The sequence below is a fragment of the Pseudomonas sp. GL93 genome, assembly GCF_003408955.1.
Classification (GTDB): Bacteria; Pseudomonadota; Gammaproteobacteria; order Pseudomonadales; family Pseudomonadaceae; genus Aquipseudomonas; species Aquipseudomonas paracarnis.
On the sequence record NZ_NKRF01000090.1, the window covers coordinates 22,102 to 42,317 of the forward strand.

General features: G+C 59.1%; 10 protein-coding genes. 7 read left to right on the top strand and 3 right to left on the bottom strand.

The window, feature by feature from the left end; all coding sequences use genetic code 11:
• Positions 1-37: 37 nt before the first annotated feature.
• Positions 38-7,294, bottom strand: coding sequence for an NEL-type E3 ubiquitin ligase domain-containing protein (locus CER19_RS20470; protein WP_116667756.1), 7,257 nt, complete (start codon positions 7,292-7,294; stop codon positions 38-40).
• 219 nt (positions 7,295-7,513) lie between these two features.
• Here CER19_RS20470 and CER19_RS20475 point away from each other — a divergent pair, with 219 nt between their 5' ends.
• The 6 genes from CER19_RS20475 (at position 7,514) to poxB (ending at position 18,532) form a co-directional block, all read left to right on the top strand.
• Positions 7,514-12,340 carry a dermonecrotic toxin domain-containing protein gene (locus CER19_RS20475; protein ID WP_116667757.1) on the top strand — a complete coding sequence of 1,609 codons (4,827 nt, stop codon included), beginning with the start codon at positions 7,514-7,516 and terminating at the stop codon, positions 12,338-12,340.
• Positions 12,341-12,416: 76 nt separating this feature from the next.
• Positions 12,417-12,635, top strand: a complete 219-nt coding sequence (locus tag CER19_RS20480; RefSeq protein ID WP_116667758.1) for a DUF2970 domain-containing protein — start codon at positions 12,417-12,419, stop codon at positions 12,633-12,635.
• 496 nt (positions 12,636-13,131) lie between these two features.
• Positions 13,132-14,790 (top strand): nitrite/sulfite reductase, encoded by a 1,659-nt coding sequence (locus tag CER19_RS20485; RefSeq protein ID WP_116667759.1) that lies wholly within the window; start codon positions 13,132-13,134, stop codon positions 14,788-14,790.
• Positions 14,774-15,268 (top strand): DUF934 domain-containing protein, encoded by a 495-nt coding sequence (locus tag CER19_RS20490; protein ID WP_003190711.1) that lies wholly within the window; start codon positions 14,774-14,776, stop codon positions 15,266-15,268. Before CER19_RS20485 ends, CER19_RS20490 begins: the two co-directional genes overlap by 17 nt.
• Before the next feature lie 228 nt (positions 15,269-15,496).
• The gene (locus CER19_RS20495) at positions 15,497-16,729 is read left to right on the top strand and encodes an NADH:flavin oxidoreductase/NADH oxidase family protein (RefSeq protein WP_116667760.1); all 1,233 of its coding nucleotides are present in this window, start codon (positions 15,497-15,499) and stop codon (positions 16,727-16,729) included.
• Between the two features lie 78 nt (positions 16,730-16,807).
• Entirely contained in the window at positions 16,808-18,532 is a 1,725-nt protein-coding gene (gene poxB, locus CER19_RS20500; protein WP_116667761.1) for a ubiquinone-dependent pyruvate dehydrogenase, read from the top strand.
• 123 nt (positions 18,533-18,655) lie between these two features.
• Here poxB and CER19_RS20505 read toward each other — a convergent pair whose 3' ends face one another.
• Complete coding sequence (locus CER19_RS20505) at positions 18,656-19,213, bottom strand: NADPH-dependent FMN reductase (protein ID WP_003190705.1); 558 nt, start codon at positions 19,211-19,213, stop codon at positions 18,656-18,658.
• Positions 19,214-19,440: 227 nt separating this feature from the next.
• Here CER19_RS20505 and CER19_RS20510 point away from each other — a divergent pair, with 227 nt between their 5' ends.
• Positions 19,441-19,677 (top strand): hypothetical protein, encoded by a 237-nt coding sequence (locus CER19_RS20510; protein ID WP_032875971.1) that lies wholly within the window; start codon positions 19,441-19,443, stop codon positions 19,675-19,677.
• A 49-nt stretch (positions 19,678-19,726) separates the two neighbouring features.
• Here the strand turns inward: CER19_RS20510 and CER19_RS20515 are convergent, their stop codons facing one another.
• A complete protein-coding gene (locus CER19_RS20515) occupies positions 19,727-20,065 on the bottom strand; it encodes a hypothetical protein (protein WP_116667762.1) in 339 nt (112 codons plus the stop codon).
• Positions 20,066-20,216: the final 151 nt, after the last annotated feature.

The following is a 20,216-nucleotide window of genomic DNA, read 5'->3' on the forward strand; positions in this document are numbered from 1 at the left end:
TCCCACCCCCAGGGTTCGGCGTCAGTTCATGGCCGGCTTATGGACGTGATGACGGACCAGGCTGGGGGGAGGACGGGCCAGGCACCGCAGGGCCAATGCTTGCCAACCGCTGGATCTCTGCCCGGGACAGCTCCATCAGTATCTGAGTGCGGGCGGCCCCCCGCTCAACCTCCATCCGACCCATTGCGTCGTTATAGCGCTCCATGCTCGGGGCATCATCAAGAGCACGATTACGATGCTCCTCCTCCAGCGCGTCATACCGTTGATCGAGGTCGCTCTCAAGTGCCGCGAATTGCTCGCTATAGCGTTCCTGCAGGTAGCGTCTCCAATAATCACGGAGCGTCAGGGTCTCGACAAAATCATCGGTACTTTCCGCTGCAATAATTCGCGCCCGGGTCTGCCCCAAAAGCTCCCCGCTGATCGGTCGGTCAAATGCCATGTAGGTGGGTTGCCCAGGCAACTCCAGGCCATCAGGCCATCCGCGAGTCAAACCAATTCGATAGCTCAGACGTACCTCCGCCCTGTCCTCGCCAACCGCTGCAGCCTCTGCCAATTGATCGGTAAGGCTCAATCGAAACAGTCGCCGCGACAAGTCCAGCAACAGCCGACCTCTAAGGTTGATGTTTTGCAACGGAACGTCGCGCAAGACACGATACTCGAGCACCCGGACTTCCATCTCGCTGAACGTCAGGATTCGACCATCGATACAGGTTCCGTGGGTTTCGGCCTCGATAAACAGTGTGCTGCGCAGTTCCGCATTTTCTACTGCGCTTTCGATAACGTCCCATACTCGTTGGGTGAGGCTCCCTCGATTGAGACTGAACTCCGTGGTATCACGCAATCTCGACATCAGGTGGAAAAACCGGTCATTGCCAGGTGCCTGCGCCAGTTGATTCCAAAGGGCTGTTCTCTGCGCCACCAGCTGCGTGCTGGTATTGGCCAACCAGGGTTGCAACGACTCCGATGCGACATCAAGCCGCGTGTCGGCAATCTCCTCCGCCGCCTCATAGACCGCGCCCCTGTCACTGTCATCGCCGTCGGAGTCAGAATCAGAATCACCGTCCGAACCTGAGCCGGCACTGGAGTCAGAATCGGATTCCAGTCGCCGCAACCTGCGATCCAGCTCGGTTCGCGAAAACCCCATCACCTCTGTACGCTCGCGTGCGTCGGCATAATCGCGCATCTGGCGCAGATTTTCGGGCAACAGCTCATGGTTATCGGACAGGTCAGTGCCTGAAACCAGGCTGTCATGACTACCATCGAGCAGTTCATCAGGGAAGCGCGTCAACTCGTTGCCACTCAGGTTCAGCGTGGTCAAATGCTGAGCGTCCAATGCCCCGGCCGGCCAATGCGAAATGCGGTTGTAGCTCAGGTCCAGGGTCTGTAGGCCACTGAATGCCTGGGTGTCGAATGCTTCCAGGTTGTTGTGGCTCAAGTCCAGCCCGCGTAAACGCTCACCGCCCACTCGGTCAACGAGTGAGGAAGCATCCGTGAACGTGTTGGCCGCCAGCTCCAGGCGTTCAAGGTGGCCCAGGTGCTGAACCGCGTCGGGCAGTGCCGCCAGTTCATTGCCGCTGAGCACCAAACGACGCAACTGGGCGAAACCACTCAGAAACCCGTTGGAGCCTTGAGCCGATAGTTTGACCCCCGTCAGGTTGAGGGAATGCACGTGGGGAAAAGGCACGGCGAGTTCAGGCAGATCGCCGGTTTGCAAGCCCTGCAGGCTCAGTTCCTCAACCACAGCGCCCGTACGCCCCGCCGGCACGCCTTGCTGCCAGGACGAGCGGATGAACCCTGCGGCCGGCCCACGACTTTGCGCGCTGATGACGCCTGCAGAAGTGCGCACCTCCCGGATAAAAAGCCAACCATTCAACTGCCGCGTCAGTGCCTCGTCGTCTTGATGCCATTGGCTGAGCTGCGTATCGATTTGCCCGTCATCCATGCCTGTATTACGCAGTTGTTCAACCCTATGCGCAGCTTGCTCCTCGGTCAGGGTCGCGTCCAAGCGTTGCAGGCGTGCGGCATACCCCACAGTGCCTTCGAGGCCAGCAGCGTCCTCGAGCAGCAGCAACAAGTGCGTGCTGATCGAGGCCGCCGTCTCCGTCTGCGGAAATATCGGTGGTACAGGCTCCAGGGCAAAGCGAGTCAATGCGCCATCCGGCAATCCCTTGATCGCCTCGACCCGGCGCCGCGCGGCCTCCAACGCCGCTGCGCCCTCGGGGCTGAACGGGTTGCCCGTAAGCTCGGTGTACATCAGCGTATCCGGGTGAGCCAGAGCGGCGGGCGTCAACGTCGTCAACTGATTGTCACGCAAATCCAGGCACGACAACTGCGTCAAGCCCTCGGCGCCCGTTGGCCATGCCTGCAGTTTCGTCTGCCGCAGGTTCAGCGCCGTCAGTTGCGTCATCGCGCTGACATCCAGTGTGCCCAGCAGATTGAACTGAAGATCCAGCACCTGCAGTTTTTTCAGCCCATTGAATTGAGCCTGCACCGCGGGTGTCACCACGATTTGGTTGCTGGACAAGTCCAGTCGCGTCAGTTCCGGCAGGCCGCCGGCTGCAATCGGCACTTCGGTGAGGCGGTTGTCACGTAGTTCAAGCGTTTGCACGCCATCGAACGCCTGAATAAAACCACGCACTTGATCGGCCGGCACGCCCTCCAACCAGCCCAGTTTCAACGTTTTCACATGGGAAAACGTGCCGGCCGGCAACACCGGCAACTCGCGGATTTTTTCATCACCGAAGGGCTCAAACAGCGATGGCCCCAGGTCCGGAAGTTCGAACGCGCTCACATCGGTCGCAATGCCATAGCGCTGGGACACGGCGCCCCGCCAGCTTTTCTCAAGGGCACGCAAGATACTGGTGTTTTGAGCCGTCCTCCAGCGATCCACCACGAACCGATTCCTGAACCCTGGGATGGCGGACGGTTGATAGAACTGCTTGAAAATTCCTGCGTGCTCCAAGCGCAGCAACTCAACCGCGCCCATCCTCGTTTGAGGGGTGTTCCACTTTCTCATGACCGCGTCAGTCATAAGCGTGCCACTACCGCCCCCTCCCATCAGCAGGTCCAACTCGCCGCGACTGTAACCCCGAACCATCTCATCCAGGTTCGCCAGGTGCGGCCCGAAAGGACCGGAGTAATTCTTGACATGCTCGTAGGCAGGCTTGAAAGCTTCATAGCTGAACTTCGACCAGTCCAGCGATAACCCGGCCCATAACCGCTCATGCCCGGTGTAGAGCTCAACGGGCAGCTCATAGATTGAAGTTTTGCTCAGGTCCAGTCGTTCAAGCCGCGCGAGCTTCTGAGCATACGCGGGCCATTTCATGGACACGTGGGGCGCTACGATTTTCAGTTTTTTCAACTGTTGCAGCGGCGTTAAATCCAGGGTATCGAGCAGTTCGCCCTGGTGGCCGAAGTAGCCGAGTTCAAGCTGTTCAAGCCGGGTCAACGCAGCCAGCCTTGACGGCAGTTCCGCAGCCGGTCGACGCGCATTCAGGGTTATCGACAGCTGTTTGAGCCCACTCATTTCGCTCAGCGCCTCGGGCACGTTTGCCAGTGAGAGGGGCATAGCCGGCGCTGTGACAGGGTGAGGCGAGGAATGGATCGAAAGCTTTTCAGTAGTGGGGAAATGCCGTAGAAACCCATCGATATTGCCGTCATGCAGGGCAGGCCCGGATACTGACAACTCACGCACGTGTGAAAAATTCGCTGGCAGCAGCGGCAAGGCCTCAAAAAGAGTCAAGGCCAGTGCATCGGCACCGGCTTCTGTCCCGACCAAGGGAGAACGCCTCCAACTGCGTTTGAGCGCTTCGCCTGCCAGGAAATTGTATTGACGGTGGGTAACTGCAGAGCGATTGACCCAGTGATCAATTGTCGAGTGCAGACGTGTGCGCTCCTTAGCAAGCTCTTTCAACAGGTTGCTAATCTCCTGGGGGCTTTTACCAGCCCGGTAATGCGCAAGGAGGAATTCACCGACCTGCGCTTCGGTCAAGTCCGGATAGACTGTGCGCACAATGCCCGCGAGTACCGGAGGAACACTGCGACCCCGCCCACTGGCGTAATAGCCCAGCAATAGCTCGTTTACCCGTACCGGCGGTTTGAAGCTGCGCGCGGGCTTATCCAGCCACCCTGGCGCTTCGGCACGATAGGTGTCCGCCTGCTCGATGATTTTCTGTTGCAGTTGCGTGTGCTGGCTGACCTGCGGCACGCCAAGGCTGCGGCGCGCGTCATCCGGCATGGCATGCATCAGCGAGGCGTAATAGTTGTCGCCTTCGGTGGGTACGCTATTGAGTTCCTCGCCCCGCTCATTGAACGCCTGATAACTGGGCCCTTGTTTAACCAGGTATTTTTTCTCGCTCGCGGTTTCTGCGCCGATGCTGTCGAGCAGCGCTCCCCTGATGCTGCCATCGCGCACTTCAAGGCGCAGCGTATCCGGCCAGCCCGGCAGCACTTGCAGGGTGTGCAGCGCCAGTCGGCGACTATCCGCCGAGGCCATCACCTCGCTGCGCAACCCCGCGTAGGCACGCGCCAGGCGCCCTTGCCGAGCATACCAACGGGCCTCCTCCAGCATATTCAGGGGCACACGCTGAGTCGTGGCCAGCCGTTCAAGCTCACCGGTGCCGGCATGTTCCAGCACCCCCAAGGCTGCCGACTCGCTGAGCCCCGGACAGGCGCGCTGCAGTAGCTGGACACGCCTGTCCACGGGTTCGGTCCCAGCGTAGATGCTGTCAAAAATTGCAGGCTTGCGCTGGCGGGCATACCCGGCAAGCTGCTGATTGAACTCCAGCTTCCTGGCATCGAAAAACCGCGCCGCCTGGGCGCCGAGTAACTGAGTGATCTCGGACTCATCCAGAGACAGCAGAATACGCGCAGGCACCTCACCGCCGAGGACATCGTGCCGGCTCAGTTGGATGGGCGGCTTAATAACAGCGCCCTTGACCGGACGCTGAACACCATACTTGACCGACTTGCCGGACAGCGCGATGTCCTCGAACACCTCCAGCACCCGGCCCTGCGGCCATTTCGGCATTTCCACGATCAACGGCAGCGCATACAAATACAGGTCATCAATCGGGCGTGTGCCCTCAAGCTGCTCTATTACCCGTGTCGCGTTCGCATCCGCCTTGAACAGACGCAAACTATCCAGCAGCTCGGGAGGTGCCACGGTATGATCCACGTGCATCTTGCGCAACGCGTTGTCGCTGACACCGCTGACATCGGCGATCTTGAGCAACTCCGGATCGGTGAACGCTTCGGTTTCATGCCCCATGCGACGCAACAGCGTCAGGCGGTCCCACTCCAACGGGCGCTCCAACGTATGCTGCCAGGCACCGCGACCGTTATGCTCGAGAATCGGTTGGTAAGCCTGGGCATCGGTTGGGTGCTTGATCCGCCATTTGTTGAGCGACTCGTCGAAATACTGTTCGTAGACCTTATTGCCCTGACGGATGTACGTCTTGCCGTCCTTCACATATTGCCCAAGGGTATTCGGACTTAGCTCGCTACCCACTATCACCGGGCTTTCATACCGGCTCAGGCTCGGCCTCCACAACCGCTCCTGGCCATCAGGGCGCGTGACCTCGCTCAGCGCTTCAATCACAGGCTCTGCCTTGGCCGCCCGCCACTTGCTGACCCCGGCGCCAACCCCCGCCATCACTCCGATCAGCGCCAGGTTCTGCGCCACGTCGACCAGGTGCGCCTTGGCCGCCCGTCGGTCACCCTCGGCCCATTCAATCGAGCCTTCAAGGGTTTCATAGAGCAGTTGCCCGGCCATCACCACCATCATGACTTCGCCCAGCACCGGGACAAACATCGATACCACGTTCAACCCCAGCAGGCCGATCTCCAACAAAAACCCAAGCTTGGCCTCCCGCGCCCTGGCATCCACATCAGCCGTTGGCATGGCATGGGCGCGGGCGTCGGCGATCACCCGCTCGCGGTGTTGTTCATAGAGATAATTCCAGGGGTCGATGTTTTCCGCCCAAATGCCTTTTCCACGACGCAGTAGCGCCGAGGGGGCGAGGTAGGGATCGTTTTTGGGTACACGTTTGGGGGGAGCCTCAGGAGGCATCTCCTTGATGCCGACAGCCACCGACGTAAGCGGGTTAACGTCATTGATGACTCTGCCCCACGGCGATCGCCAGAAATCCGTGGTTGAGCCGCCGGCTTCGTCGCTGAATTGGCTGAAGTAATAGGCTCTTTTGTCGAAAGGCACGAACCGACTGAAAAACACCTGGTAAGGCGTCGGCGTGGCATCACCGGGCTTGGAGGCATCCGGGGCGGTGAACAGGCGTTTGAACTCCGCTTCCATTTGCGACCAGCGATAACGCTTGAGCGGATGCTCCGGGTCCTGGGGGATGTAAACAATCAGCTCATCGGTGTAGCGGTATTTCTCGCTGATCACGAAGACCATCGTGCCCGTCATTCTCAGCTTCATCAGGCCCAGGGTTCTGAACCAGACTTGTTTGTCGCCCATCCAGGGATGAATGACCCCATCGATCACCGACAGGATCATCCGGTGATCTGCCGGCTCAATGTCCCCCGTCAAGAGCGCCTGTTCGGCGGCAGCCTTCAGGGCGGCCTTCTGGCTGGCAATAAAGTGCTCGCGAAGCGTGACGTGCGACGCCGCCTCCTCCGGGTAAAAAAAAGACTGCAAGTACGCCTGGTACTTGGCGCCGATATCCAGGCTGCGGCACAGGGTCAGAAACTGGCTGACCTTCAGGTTGACCGCCACCGAATGGTAGGTACCGGAGGTGCTGGTCGCCTCCACAAACCCCGAGGTTTTGTGGTATGCGCCTTCCTCGCACTCGTACTCTTCGAAGTTGTGCAGGGCGGCGTCAAGCATGGACAACTTCAAGACCTCGAAGGACGACACTTCTATTTCAAGCACCCCGAGCTCCAGTGGCCGCCGCAGACACAGCAGGGTTTTGTCGACGTCGACTTCCACCTGATGCACATCCTTCAAAACCTTGAGCAACAAGGACCGGGCGAAGGTTTCGACGTCCTGGAAGGTGGACATCGTTTTATCCAGTTGGGTCTGCGCGGTGAAGCTGGCGAGAAAACTGCTCGTCACCCGATTACGTTGCTCAGCCGTAGCGTTCTGGAACCAGGCAGGCAGTTGCGTGCTTGCGTCCTTGAGTGCCTGCTTGCGCTCAGGCGTGGCGTCGATCAGCCATTGAGGGCTGGCTTTCTCCAGGAAGTCGCCGTGCACGCTCTGCGTGGCTGCGCGTTTTACGTCCTTGGTTTTTCCGCTCGTGTGCAGCACGGGCGAAGAAGGTTGGGTTGAATCAACCATCGTGTCACTCCTTTGAAATGGAATGACAGCACATCACGTCCCTTGCCGCTCCAGGCGGTGCATATAGCGAGTCAGGAGGGTTGCGTGCCACAACGCCCATCCGAGATATCCCAATACCGCTGACGCCAGGACGAACTTCGATTTCCTAGAAGGACCGATCACCGGCCCGCTGACCCGGCAGCCAAAAAATACCGGGTTTAACAGGAAAAGGATTTTGTCATGCCTGTCCCGACTCTCCCCGCTTCACCCATGGACTTGAGCCAGTTACCGGCCAAGGCCGTCCATGAGCATTTCGCCACCCGTCCGGCGCTGTTCTCAGTCGTGTATAGGGCACTGAGCGAGCGCATCCTGGAGCGCTACCCGTCCCTTGATCTGAACTTGCTCAGCGTAAAACTGGCCAGCCCGGATGCCACGGGTCACTACACATTCAAGCTGTTGATATCCGTCGCCATTGAACATGTACTGAACCCGCAGCTACTTGATCTGCACTCACACCGCGAGTTGCCGTACTTCCTCACTCAAAAAGACGCCAAGACCCTGAAGCCTGCGACTGCGCCGCTGATAGACATGCAGGTCATCGCAAAAATCATCGACGAAGTGCGCTTATCGCTCTCGCTGTATTTTCAGCACGACCTGGCGGACTACTGGAGCGCGATCGATAGCCATGGCAACAGTCGCTGGCAATGGCTGGGTGAGTTTCTCAACGGCCAAATGACCGCCGCAGCCGCAGGTCAATCCAGCCTGAGCGAAACCCAACGGGACATGCTCAGGGTTGTCGCCGCCTGGCCGGTGATGCTTGAGCGTCTACCTCATTCGTCGCCTGCGACCTATGTCTACTTCATTGAAAACACCTTCACCCGCGCCGGCAAAGACGTGCAGTTGCTGACACCGGACCTGCTGCTGGTACGCGATAAACAGGTGCTGCTGTACAACGTGGCGGGGGTTGTCGAAGCGTTTACCTCTATCGATGAGTTCGGCGACGCGTGGGGCGTCAAAATGCAGCGCCAGTTCCAGTTCGACAGTATGACCTGCAGGCGCAACGAACCCGACGGCAATGTGTTCGAACAGCAAGCCGGTCTGATCCTCAATCAGCAACTGGAAGACCTCGCGACGTTGACGTTTGAGGGCCACGACGAACGAACCCTTGAGCGGCGCCTGGAAAAAATCACCGACCCGGCGGTTTTTTTCACCAAGATTGCGATGGCCGCCACCCCGCTTCTGCAAAAGGTCAGCAACCAACTGCCTGACTGGCTCAGGCAGGCCACCAGCGCCGACCGCTTTGCCTATCACCGTCACCTGCAGGACATGGCGCGGGTGCTGCGACAAAACGAAGGCCGTTCGTTCAACGAAGGCATTGAAAATATCCAGCAATTCAGCCACGACGCGTTGCGCAAGCAGATGCAGACCGACCATGGGGATTTCGATCCCGACGCGGTGCTGCTCGACTTCGCCGTGGCCGCCGGCTACCCAGGCGGCTCCGGGATTATCGAGCATGTGCAAATGTCGCTGACGGAACTGGCCTTGAAAAATCTGGCAGGTAAACCCAAAGGCACGCTGACGCTCACATCCAAAAGTACTGCGTCACTGCCGACCTGGCTGGACGCAGACTACCTGCTGGGCAGCAACGGCCTGATCCAGCGTGTCGACATCGGCACCACGTACCCGCAAAAAATCAAGGACCTGTTGCTGTCCGACACCGCCGACGCCCGGCGACGCGAGGCGTTGTTTACCCGTGAACTCAAGGTTCATCTGCCGATGCAGGCGCTGGAACACAAGGTCAGGCAACTGAACGGCGTCACCATCACCGGCTACCGGTATGTGAAAGCCTTGATGGGTGAAATGCCCTCGGACCGCATCGTCGACGGCCAGGAAATCGTCCTGCGGCCACTGGCCCTGTGCCGTAAAACCGGGGCCAAGCCCGATGAAGTCAACAATGCCTTCATCATCGAACCTCGCGACGCAAGCGTTGGCCCGCATCTGTTGTATCTACCGCTGTATGCCGATGCCCTGCATGAATACCCGACACGCCAAGCCCTGCTGGACGCGCTGGCCGAACCTGGCGACTTGCAGAGCAACGTACTGACCTGGCTGACCGACAAGGCCCGGCCGATCTACGACAACGGCGGCTTCAAAGAACCGCACATCATCCGTTTCCTTCCCGGTGATGAGTTCAGCCGCCCTGAAACACCCGCACCCGCAACACTGGCCGTCGATGAAGGCGCCGGCGAGTGGTTGCAGTCGCAAATCAACGGCCAACTGCTCAACCACCTGTTCGGCAGCACCGCGCGGGCGCTAGTGGACCTGGCGGACCGGGAGTCGGTGTCCAACAGCGAAAGCCGCTGGGCCATCATGATGGAAGGTGCGTGGCTGCTGTTCAATACGCTGCTGCTGCCGCTGGTACAAGGGCCGGCCATGTTGGCGGGCTGGTTTCTGGTACTGGTCAGCAGCCTGGAACAGGATTTGGCAGGCCTGGACAGCGATGACCCCACCACCCGCGAACTGGCGCTGATCGATCTGTTGCTCAATACCGCGATGGTCTTGCTGCATGCCGCCACACCGTCCACCCGGTCCCGACAGCCGCTGTCGGAACCGACAGGAGAGGATAACGCCCTGCAGTTGCAAGCCTGGCGCCGCCCTGCTGGCTTGCCTCATTCGCAAACTGCCGCCGTGGTTCGCCATGGCTACGTGGCCCTGCCCGGTGAGCCTCCGGCGACAGGCCGCACAACATTGGATTTCAGCCGTTCGTTTGCCAGCCCCCAGGCCAGCGCGAAGTTGTTCAAGGCGCTGCAAGACGTCAAGGTACCTTGGCCTGATCCCTTGCCAACCCCGCTGCCAACCGGTGTTCTCAAGGGGCTTTACTGGATCAATGGCAAATGGCACGCCAGCGTTGGCGGGCTGCTGTTCCAGGTGAACGTGGTGCCGGGTTTTGGCGATGTCTATCTGGTTCACCCGCAACACCCCCTGCATCCGGGCTTCAGGCTGGTCAGCGATGGCCAGGGGCATTGGCGGCTGGACCGACAAGCCAGGTTGGAGGGCGGTATGCGCAAAGGCCGGATGGGTGAATGGCAGAAAAAACACAAAGAACGGTTGGACGTATTGAATGCAGAACTGCAAGCACTCAATGCAGAAGCGATCTCATTGATGTTCTCTTTTCTGCCGTTCGAAACAGCCTTGAATACTGCACGCACTACGCTGGTTGAACAGAAAGTAAAGCTGCGCGAGGACTGGATAAGACTAGGCACCTCCAAGCCGCACCCGGTACTGCACGCCAGCGTTGCGGCACGCCATGAGCAAAGGCGAATCGCGACGGCGCAAGCCAAGGTCCAGTGGGATATCGCGTTCGACAATTACAAGAAGAATGCGCAAGCCACGCTTTCAATAATGCCAAGGGTCGAAGCCAAGTCTGACGAACTGATAGCCGCCGACAGGACGGATCCTAAACACAAAACAGGACGAGATCTCGCAACGCAAACGATCTATCTGCACTGGGCATCGGTCAACGATACCGTGGTACAGAAGTTTTCAGACACCCTTGAAACCGAACGCGGAGAAAGCACTGAAGAACTCGGTGACCGTGTCAATAGAGAATTACCCCAACACATCACCGATGCCTACGAAACGTTCATCCATACCAGGACCCAACAAATAGAGACGCTCAAACAAATGATTGAGTCCATGGGCAAACTTGAAAGCATCCTCCAGCAGGCCGACCCTGCCCTGCGCCAACGCCTACTGGAAGGCCGACCGGCCAGTCAAAACCTCTCCACAGTCGCGATAAAACAGAATGCACTGATACTGCTTCTCGATTTGGTACTCGACCGCAGTCATGGCTCCCGGATACCGGCGGAATTTCCTTTCGTCAAGGAGCTCATTGATGAAGAAACCACAATCAGCGTACTCACACACGCGGAAATACGCACGACCGCCGGCTACACGGCACGGGAGCAAATGGATGTACTCACTGACATTCTTGAACGGTATGAACGACTGGAGAACGCCGTCAACTCGTTAACTGAAATGGGTTCCGGTTTCATACGAGAGGCATATCGAGTGCCGTTCAAGGAGCACCTGGATGAGGCCCGCACAAGCCTTGAAGCGCAACTGACCAACCTGATCCTCGTTGAAGAAGGGTTTGCGCCTCAGCCGGTTCCCGATAAACCCACTCGACAGAAACCCGCTAACCGAAGGGTCATCAAAACCGTCGACGAGAAGAGCCTGATCGGCGACTTGCGCCCAAGCCAGGCGGATGCACCGGGCAACTATGCCGACATCAAGGACACGCTGACCGGAGCGGTTGTCGCGACCTATCAGGAAAACACCAGTAGCGGACGTTGGCAGGTGGTTAAGCCAGCCAGTGTGGCTCGACCGCTGACCGCGATAAAAGCGCAGGCGCAAACCATCAGAGCCGAACGGGCAGGTATCGACGCGAACATTCGTTTCCAACAGCGAAAACTGCTGGACCCCAGACGACTGGAAGGTCTCAATCCCTATGACTGGGATGTGATGCTGAGCCAGCATGCGGAAAAATTTAAAACACTTGCCGACGAACTCGCACTCAACCATGCCGATGATAAAGAGTTCACCGCCTTGCATGACGATTACCTGAAGGAGGCGAACGCCGCAATTGAGCAGGCGCGCAAGGTATGCAGCGAGGGATATCTGCTGCAACGCCCGAAAATCTCCAAGGTGGAGTATTTGTGGCGGCACGGTTTTATCGACATCAAATTAGTCAAGTCACGCAAGCAATTGGCCGCCACCGACTACCTCACCGAATATGTAATCTATGACAAGAGTAAAACAGGACCCGGAGCAGCGAACCCAGATGACGGCTTGTGGTATGCGCACTTCCACTACAACACCGTCGATGCGCCCGCATCACCTGCTGCTTTCGCCCATCTGAAGACTAAGGCTGAACGTGGACTCACCGGCAAAGACCGCTTCGATCAGGTCGCCGATAAACGAGCGGTGATCAACCTGGAGAAAGCCCAGATCAAACCGCCTCTGGATAAACTGTTTCTTGATCAGGACCACGCCAAACCTGAGTGAGTGATGGGAGGCATTGAAAGTGGATCGGCCGACAAATTGTCTATGCTCTGTAGGAAACCTTCCTGACGAGGGCTCTATGGACGATCCAATCGACAACAAGCCGCCGACCTTCTGGCAAATGCTCCACAGCGTCATGGCGGCGGCCTTTGGCGTACAGAGCGGCAAGAACCGTGCCCGTGACTTTACCCACGGCAAGCCCAGCCACTTTGTGATCCTGGGCCTGCTGTTCACTGCGGTGTTTGCCTTGACCTTGTTCGGCATCGTCAAGTTGGTGCTGCACCTGGCCGGGGTTTAACGCAGCAACAGTTGCAGGCTGAACGGGTAGCGGTAGGACGCAGGTTTGCCCACGGCCGACAGCGCACGCGCAAATTGTCCGAGCCTTGAATATCGAACGCTACGACAGTGGCAATTCGACAGGCAATCGCGGCTCAATCAACGGCCTTGTTACTGGTGGCTGACCCAGAACACGGCGGTCCCGACCACAAGAATAATCAGAAACAAAATGGCCCAGGCATCAACGGTGCTGTCAGGTTTACGGACTTTGGTGGAATTACTCATCGCATCGCCTCTTGTCGGTTTTATAGGTGACTGCATTAAGACTCGTCCACAGTAAAGACCAGTCTTGCCCCTATGACAAATGTGGGTATGGCGATAACTGTTCTCATTAGTCAGTTTGGTTATTTGCATATACCCAAACATCACTTTTGCGCATATACGCAAACTGGTATCGTGCGCCGGCTCCGTTGGGAGTGCGCGGCCGTGCGCGCAGATTTGCCGAGAACAGGACCTATATGTACGTATACGACGAATACGATCAGCGCATCATCGAGGACCGCGTCAAGCAGTTCCGTGATCAGACACGACGCTACTTAGCAGGTGAACTGAGCGAAGAAGAGTTCCGCCCTCTGCGCCTGCAAAATGGCCTTTATGTTCAGCGCTTTGCGCCGATGTTGAGGGTGGCCGTGCCCTATGGCCAACTGACGTCGCGCCAGACGCGAATGATGGCCAAGATCGCCCGCGCCTTCGACAAAGGCTATGCCCACATCAGCACCCGCCAGAACGTGCAGTTCAACTGGCCGGCCCTGGAAGATGTGCCGGACATCCTGGCTGAACTGGCTACCGTGCAGATGCACGCCATTCAGACCAGCGGTAACTGCCTGCGCAACGTGACCACCGACCAATTTGCCGGCGTCGCTGCCGATGAGTTGATCGACCCACGGCCGTGGTGTGAAATCGTGCGCCAGTGGACCACCTTCCACCCCGAATTCGCCTACCTGCCGCGCAAGTTCAAGATCGCCATCAATGGCTCGACTTCCGACCGTGCGGCCATCGAAGTGCACGACATCGGCCTGGAGCCGGTGTACAACGCCGCCGGCGAGCTGGGCTTTCGCGTATTGGTCGGCGGTGGCCTGGGCCGTACCCCGGTGGTCGGCGCCTTTATCAACGAGTTCCTGCCATGGCAGGACCTGCTGAGCTACCTCGACGCCATCCTGCGGGTCTACAACCGCTACGGTCGTCGCGACAACAAGTACAAGGCCCGGATCAAGATCCTGGTCAAGGCGCTGACCCCTGAGGTGTTTGCCCAGAAAGTCGATGCCGAAATGGAACACCTGCGCGGCGGCCAAACCACCCTGACCGAAGCCGAAGTACACCGCGTCGCCAAGCACTTCGTCGACCCTGAGTACCAGGCCCTGACCAATCAGGACGCCGAGCTGGCCGCACTCGACCAGCAGCACCCAGGATTCGCCCGCTGGCGCACGCGCAACACCCTGGCGCACAAAAAGCCGGGCTATGTGGCCGTGACCTTGTCGCTCAAGCCTACCGGCGTAGCGCCAGGCGACATCACCGACAAGCAACTGGACGCGGTCGCCGACCTGGCCGAGCGCTACAGTTTTGGGCAACTGCGCACCTCCCACGAGCAGAACATCATTCTCGCGGACGTTGAACAGAGCCAATTGTTCACCCTGTGGGGCGAACTGCGCGAAGGCGGGTTTGCTACGCCGAACATCGGCCTGCTGACCGATATCATCTGCTGCCCGGGCGGCGACTTCTGCTCCCTGGCCAACGCCAAGTCGATCCCGATTGCCGAGTCGATCCAGCGCCGTTTCGACGACCTGGACTACCTGTTCGATATCGGCGAGCTGGACCTGAACATTTCCGGTTGCATGAACGCCTGTGGTCACCACCACGTCGGCCACATCGGCATCCTGGGCGTGGACAAGAAAGGCGAAGAATTTTACCAAGTGTCCCTGGGTGGCAGCGCCAGCCGCGATGCGAGCCTGGGCAAGATCCTCGGCCCATCCTTCGCCCAGGAAGCCATGCCGGAGGTGATCGGCAAGCTGATCGACGTGTACATCGAACAGCGTACCGAAGATGAGCGTTTCATCGACACCTACCAGCGCATCGGCATCGACCTGTTCAAGGAGCGCGTCTATGCAGCGAATCATTAAGAACAACGCAGTCGTCGACGAAACCTGGCACCTGCTGCCCAAGGACGCGAGCTTCGACGGCATCTCCAACTGCGACGACCTGATCGTGCCGCTGGCCCTGTGGCGCGAGCACGGCCACGCCCTCAAGGCCCGCGACGGCGGTTTGGGCGTGTGGCTGGACGCCGATGAAGAAGCCGAAGAAATCGGTGATGACGTGCAGCACTTCCAGGTCATCGCCCTGAACTTCCCGGCCTTCACCGACGGGCGCAACTACTCCAACGCGCGCCTGTTGCGTGACCGTTATGGCTACAAGGGTGAATTGCGTGCGATTGGCGACGTGCTGCGTGACCAGTTGTTCTACCTGCACCGCTGTGGGTTCGATGCCTTCGCCTTGCGCGCGGACAAAGACCCTTACGAAGCGCTGGAAAGTCTCAAGGATTTCTCGGTGACCTACCAAGCCGCCACCGATGAACCCCTGCCGCTGTTCCGCCGCCGCTAAGCCCCTGTCCCTGTCCCTGTAGGAGCGAGCTTGCTCGCGAAAAACCTGAACGATAACGCTGACATCCTGAATGAACGCGTTGTCCTCGAGTTTTTCGCGAGCAAGAACTAGGCGTCCCCCTCGCTCCTACAGTTCCATCGCCCGTCAATCCTGTGTGATCGACTCCCGCTTGACATTAAAGTTAACTTTAAGCTTAGCCTGAGGCCTCCCCTGCTCAGGAGTTAACCCATGTCACCGTTCGAATCGCTGCAATTGCCTAACGGCCAAGTCATCGCCAACCGCATCGCCAAGGCCGCGATGGAAGAGAACATGGCGGACCTGCATCAGGCACCGTCCAAAGCATTGAAGCAGCTGTACAAGACCTGGGCCGACGGTGAGCCCGGCCTGCTGCTGACCGGTAACGTGATGATCGACCGCCGCGCCATGACCGGCCCTGGCGGTGTCGCGCTGGAAAACGAGCAGCACCTGGCCAGTTTTCGTGAGTGGGCCGAGGTAGCCCGGGACAAAGGTGTGCACTTCTGGGTACAGCTCAGCCATCCAGGCCGCCAGACCATGGCCAACCTCGGTCAACAAGCGTTGGCACCCTCGGCTATTGCGCTGGATGTGGGCAGTTTTTCCAAGATGTTCGCCAAACCCAAGGCCATGACCGAAGACGACATCCAGGACGTCATCAAGCGCTTCGCCACCAGCGCCCGCCTGGCCGAGCAAGCCGGGTTCACCGGGGTGCAGATCCACGGCGCCCATGGCTATCTGTTGAGCCAATTTCTCTCGCCCTTGAGCAACCATCGCACCGATCGTTGGGGCGGCCCCTTGGAAAACCGCGCACGCCTGCTGCTGGAGGTCATCCGTGCCGTGCGGGCCAGCGTCAGCCCTTCATTTTGTGTGTCGGTAAAGCTCAATTCCGCAGACTTCCAGCGCGGCGGCTTCGATGAGACCGATGCGCGCGCTGTAGTGGAGATGCTCAATACACTGCCGATCGATTTGCTTGAGTTGTCCGGCGGCAGCTATGAAGCGCCGGCCATGCAAGGTGAGGCGCGGGACGGTCGCACCTTGGCCCGTGAAGCCTACTTTTTGGATTTCGCCACACAAATGGCGAGCATCGCCACCCTGCCACTGATGGTGACCGGAGGTATTCGCCGCTTGCCGGTGGTCCAGCAAGTATTGGACAGCGGCATCGCCATGGCTGGCATCGCCACCGCCCTGACCCTGGAGCCGCAACTGATCAAACAATGGCGTGAAGGTCGCGACCTCAACCCACAACTGCGGCCCATGGAGTGGAAGCGCAAACCGCTGGCCGCCCTCGCCACCCTCGCCGTGGTGCGCGACCAGATGCGCCGCCTGAGCCGCGGCCGTCTGCCCAACCCCAACGTTGCGCCCTGGCTGGCGTTGGCCTGTGACCAGTGGTTTATCGCGCGGCGTACGCGGCAATACCGCGCAAGCATGACGCAATCTTCACATTAAAGGCGGAGCATTCGCCGTGATTGAACTGTCCCCTACTGATCAGCAGTTTTTCAACCTCACTGACGATTGGAGTTCCTCATGGCGAAAATCAACCTGGCCCAGCAGTTGGCGACCACCCTGGAACAAGCGGGTATCAAGCGTATCTGGGGGCTGACCGGCGACAGCCTCAATGGCCTGACCGACGCCCTGCGCAGCATGGACAGCATCGAGTGGATGCATGTGCGCCACGAAGAGGTTGCCGCCTTCGCTGCCGGTGCCGAAGCGGCGGCCACCGGTGAATTGACGGTGTGCGCCGGCAGTTGCGGGCCGGGTAACCTGCATTTGATCAATGGTTTGTTCGACTGCCATCGCAACCATGTGCCGGTGCTGGCGATTGCCGCGCAAATTCCGTCCTCGGAGGTTGGCCTGAATTACTTTCAGGAAACCCATCCCCAGGAACTGTTCAAGGAATGCAGCCACTTTATCGAGCTGGTGAGCAACCCCGAGCAGATGCCTCAGGTGCTGCACCGTGCCATGCGTTCGGCGATCCTCAACCGAGGCGTGGCGGTGGTGGTGATTCCGGGAGATGTATCGCTGCTGGAGGTGGAAGATAAGCTCAAGCCGTGGCCGACCTTGCACGCACCGCGCACCCTGCCGGTTGAGCAGGACTTGCAGCGCCTCACCGACATACTCCAGAGCAGCGAGAAAGTCACCCTGCTGTGTGGCAGCGGCTGTGCCGGTGCCCACGATCAAGTGGTGGCGCTGGCCGACGCCCTCGGCGCGCCGGTGGTGCACGCACTGCGGGGCAAGGAGCATGTGGAGTGGGATAACCCGTTCGACGTCGGCATGACTGGCCTGATCGGTTTCAGCTCCGGCTACCACGCCATGCTCGATTGCGACACCTTGGTCATGCTCGGCACCGACTTCCCCTATCGCCAGTTCTACCCGACCGACGCCAAGATCATCCAGGTGGACCGCAACCCCCAAGCCCTGGGGCGCCGTGCGACCTTGGACCTGGGCATCGCCGCCGACGTCAGTGAAACCATCGACGCGCTGTTGCCGCGCCTGACCCGCAAGACCGATCGCAGCTTCCTCGACACCTCCCTGAAGCACTACGAAAAAGCCCGCCAAGGCCTGGATGACCTGGCGCAACCGTCCAAGGCCGGCCGGCCGATCCATCCCCAGTATGTGGCGCGCTTGCTCAGCGAGCTGGCCGATGATGATGCGATCTTTACCGCGGATGTCGGCTCACCCACCGTGTGGGCGGCGCGTTATCTGAAGATGAACGGCAAGCGCCGGCTGATCGGCTCGTTCAACCATGGCTCGATGGCCAACGCCATGCCTCAGGCTATCGGCGCCCAGGCGGCATTCCCTGGACGGCAGGTGATCTCGATGTCTGGGGACGGTGGTTTCACCATGTTGATGGGAGATTTCATTTCCCTGGCGCAACTGCAATTGCCGGTCAAACTCGTAGTGTTCAACAATTCGTCCCTGGGCTTTGTCGCCATGGAGATGAAGGCTGCGGGTTACCTGGACACCGGCACCGAGCTGAAAAACCCGGACTTCGCGGCCATGTCCAATGCCATGGGTATTTTGGGCATACGTGTGGAGCAATCCGAAGACCTGGAGCCGGCACTGCGCCGTGCCCTGGCCCACGATGGCCCGGTGTTGGTGGATGTGGTGACCGCCACTCAGGAACTGGTGATGCCGCCGAGCATCAAGCTGGAACAGGCCAAGGGGTTCAGCCTGTACATGCTCAAGGCGGTGATGAGCGGTCGCGGCGATGAGGTTATCGAACTGGCACGCACCAACTGGTTGCGATAACCCCCTAGTGTAGGAGCGAGCTTGCTCGCGAAGATCGCTAACGGTAACGCTGACATCCTGAATGAACGCGTTGTCCTCGAGTTTTTCGCGAGCACGCTCGCTCCTACAGGTGCCGGGCTAATTTCAGCCCTTCTGTTTTTCCACCCACTTGCCGTAGGCATCGATGAACGCCTGCAGGAACGGTTTGGTCTTGTCCGACACCTTCCCGGCCTCATCGAACACACTGCCTGCCCCGCCCAGGTAGGCTTCCGGCTGCTGCATGCACCACACATCCAGGAACACCAGGGACTGGCGCAAATGGTGGTTGGCGCCAAAGCCGCCAATGGCACCCGGCGACACGCTGATGATGGCCCCCGGCTTGCCACTCCAGGCGCTTTGCCCATATGGGCGCGAGCCCACGTCGATGGCATTTTTTAACGCCGCCGGCACGGAGCGGTTGTATTCGGGGGTGACGAACAACACCGCGTCGGATGAACTCACTTGTTTGCGGAAAGTACTGTAGGCTGCGGGCGGTGTTGCACCGTCGATGTCCTCGTTGTAGAGCGGCAAGTCGCCGATTTCAACAATGTTCAACTTGAGATTGGCAGGGGCCAGTTCGGCCAGGGCCAGGGCGACCTTGCGGTTGATCGACTCTTTTCTCAAGCTGCCCACCAGGACGGCAATCGTGTAGACCTTGCTCATTGAGGTTTCCCGACTTCTGAATAAAGGAGCTTGTAGTTATAGAGGCTTCGCGGCGCGTTCACCAGAGGGTTGTGCGGATTCCCTCGACGTTTTCCTTGCAAGCACTTGCGTAGGAAGCATCTGAAAATATCAGCGAATAGTATTTTTTTCTTATAGGTAAACTACCCCGCTCCCTGACGGTCTACAGAACCGCAAATCGAGTGTTTATCTCCAGAGGTTCTAAACAGATGGCTGCAGTACTTGTTGGACAGTTTCATGCCAGAGACGCGGAAGGCCGCGTGTATTCGGTGCATGAGTTCCAGGAATCCAACCCGGCGCAAGGCGACCTGGCGGGATCGACGCCCACCACGACCTACAAGCTGGCCATTGGCGACCGCGTAGAAAAGCTGGAAGGTGACGAATTCAAACTGATCCAGTCGGGCACCATTCTCGTGCGCGAGTCCAAGACCACCCTCGCCTCCTGAGCGCTTGCCTTGTTCACCTGCTCAGTCCTGGCGACTGGGCTGGGGACGCTCATGGGCGGCGGATCTGCGTCACCTCTATGCCCTGCTCGCCTTGCTTGAGCGTCACCAGCACCTGGCCGTGCTCCCCTTGTACGCTATACATCGAGCGCTTGTAACCTGCCGCATTGTACGCGGGGTAAGCCTCGACCTCCCTGACCAGGGTGATCCCCACTACTGCGCCCACCTGCTCGCCCACCTGTTGCTGGGAACGGATAAAGGTTTCCAGTGCGAGGTTGTCCGGCGTCGGTTCATCCTGATGATTGAAGAAGTAAGCCGCCAGGCCTCCCACGGTCACCAGGACCAGGAGTTGCTTGACCGTTACCCCGAAGAACGTCGAGGGTTGAGGCATATGAGACCAGACCTGTTTTTTATTTTAAGTACCGGGAAACCGGCAGGGGTCGTTGCTGATCAGACCCGCCATTCTAATGGGGCCCTGGCTGAGCACCATAGGCCGGGACGACCCCGGCAGTCTTTTTTGCGCACGAGGGCCTGCGCCATTG

Coding starts and splice junctions, on each gene's coding strand:
- CER19_RS20515 (WP_116667762.1), bottom strand. CDS start 20,065: ATGCCTCAACCCTCGACGTTCTTCGGGGTAACGGTCAAGCAACTCCTG.
- CER19_RS20475 (WP_116667757.1), top strand. CDS start 7,514: ATGCCTGTCCCGACTCTCCCCGCTTCACCCATGGACTTGAGCCAGTTA.
- CER19_RS20490 (WP_003190711.1), top strand. CDS start 14,774: ATGCAGCGAATCATTAAGAACAACGCAGTCGTCGACGAAACCTGGCAC.
- CER19_RS20495 (WP_116667760.1), top strand. CDS start 15,497: ATGTCACCGTTCGAATCGCTGCAATTGCCTAACGGCCAAGTCATCGCC.
- CER19_RS20480 (WP_116667758.1), top strand. CDS start 12,417: ATGGACGATCCAATCGACAACAAGCCGCCGACCTTCTGGCAAATGCTC.
- CER19_RS20505 (WP_003190705.1), bottom strand. CDS start 19,213: ATGAGCAAGGTCTACACGATTGCCGTCCTGGTGGGCAGCTTGAGAAAA.
- CER19_RS20485 (WP_116667759.1), top strand. CDS start 13,132: ATGTACGTATACGACGAATACGATCAGCGCATCATCGAGGACCGCGTC.
- CER19_RS20510 (WP_032875971.1), top strand. CDS start 19,441: ATGGCTGCAGTACTTGTTGGACAGTTTCATGCCAGAGACGCGGAAGGC.
- poxB (WP_116667761.1), top strand. CDS start 16,808: ATGGCGAAAATCAACCTGGCCCAGCAGTTGGCGACCACCCTGGAACAA.
- CER19_RS20470 (WP_116667756.1), bottom strand. CDS start 7,294: ATGGTTGATTCAACCCAACCTTCTTCGCCCGTGCTGCACACGAGCGGA.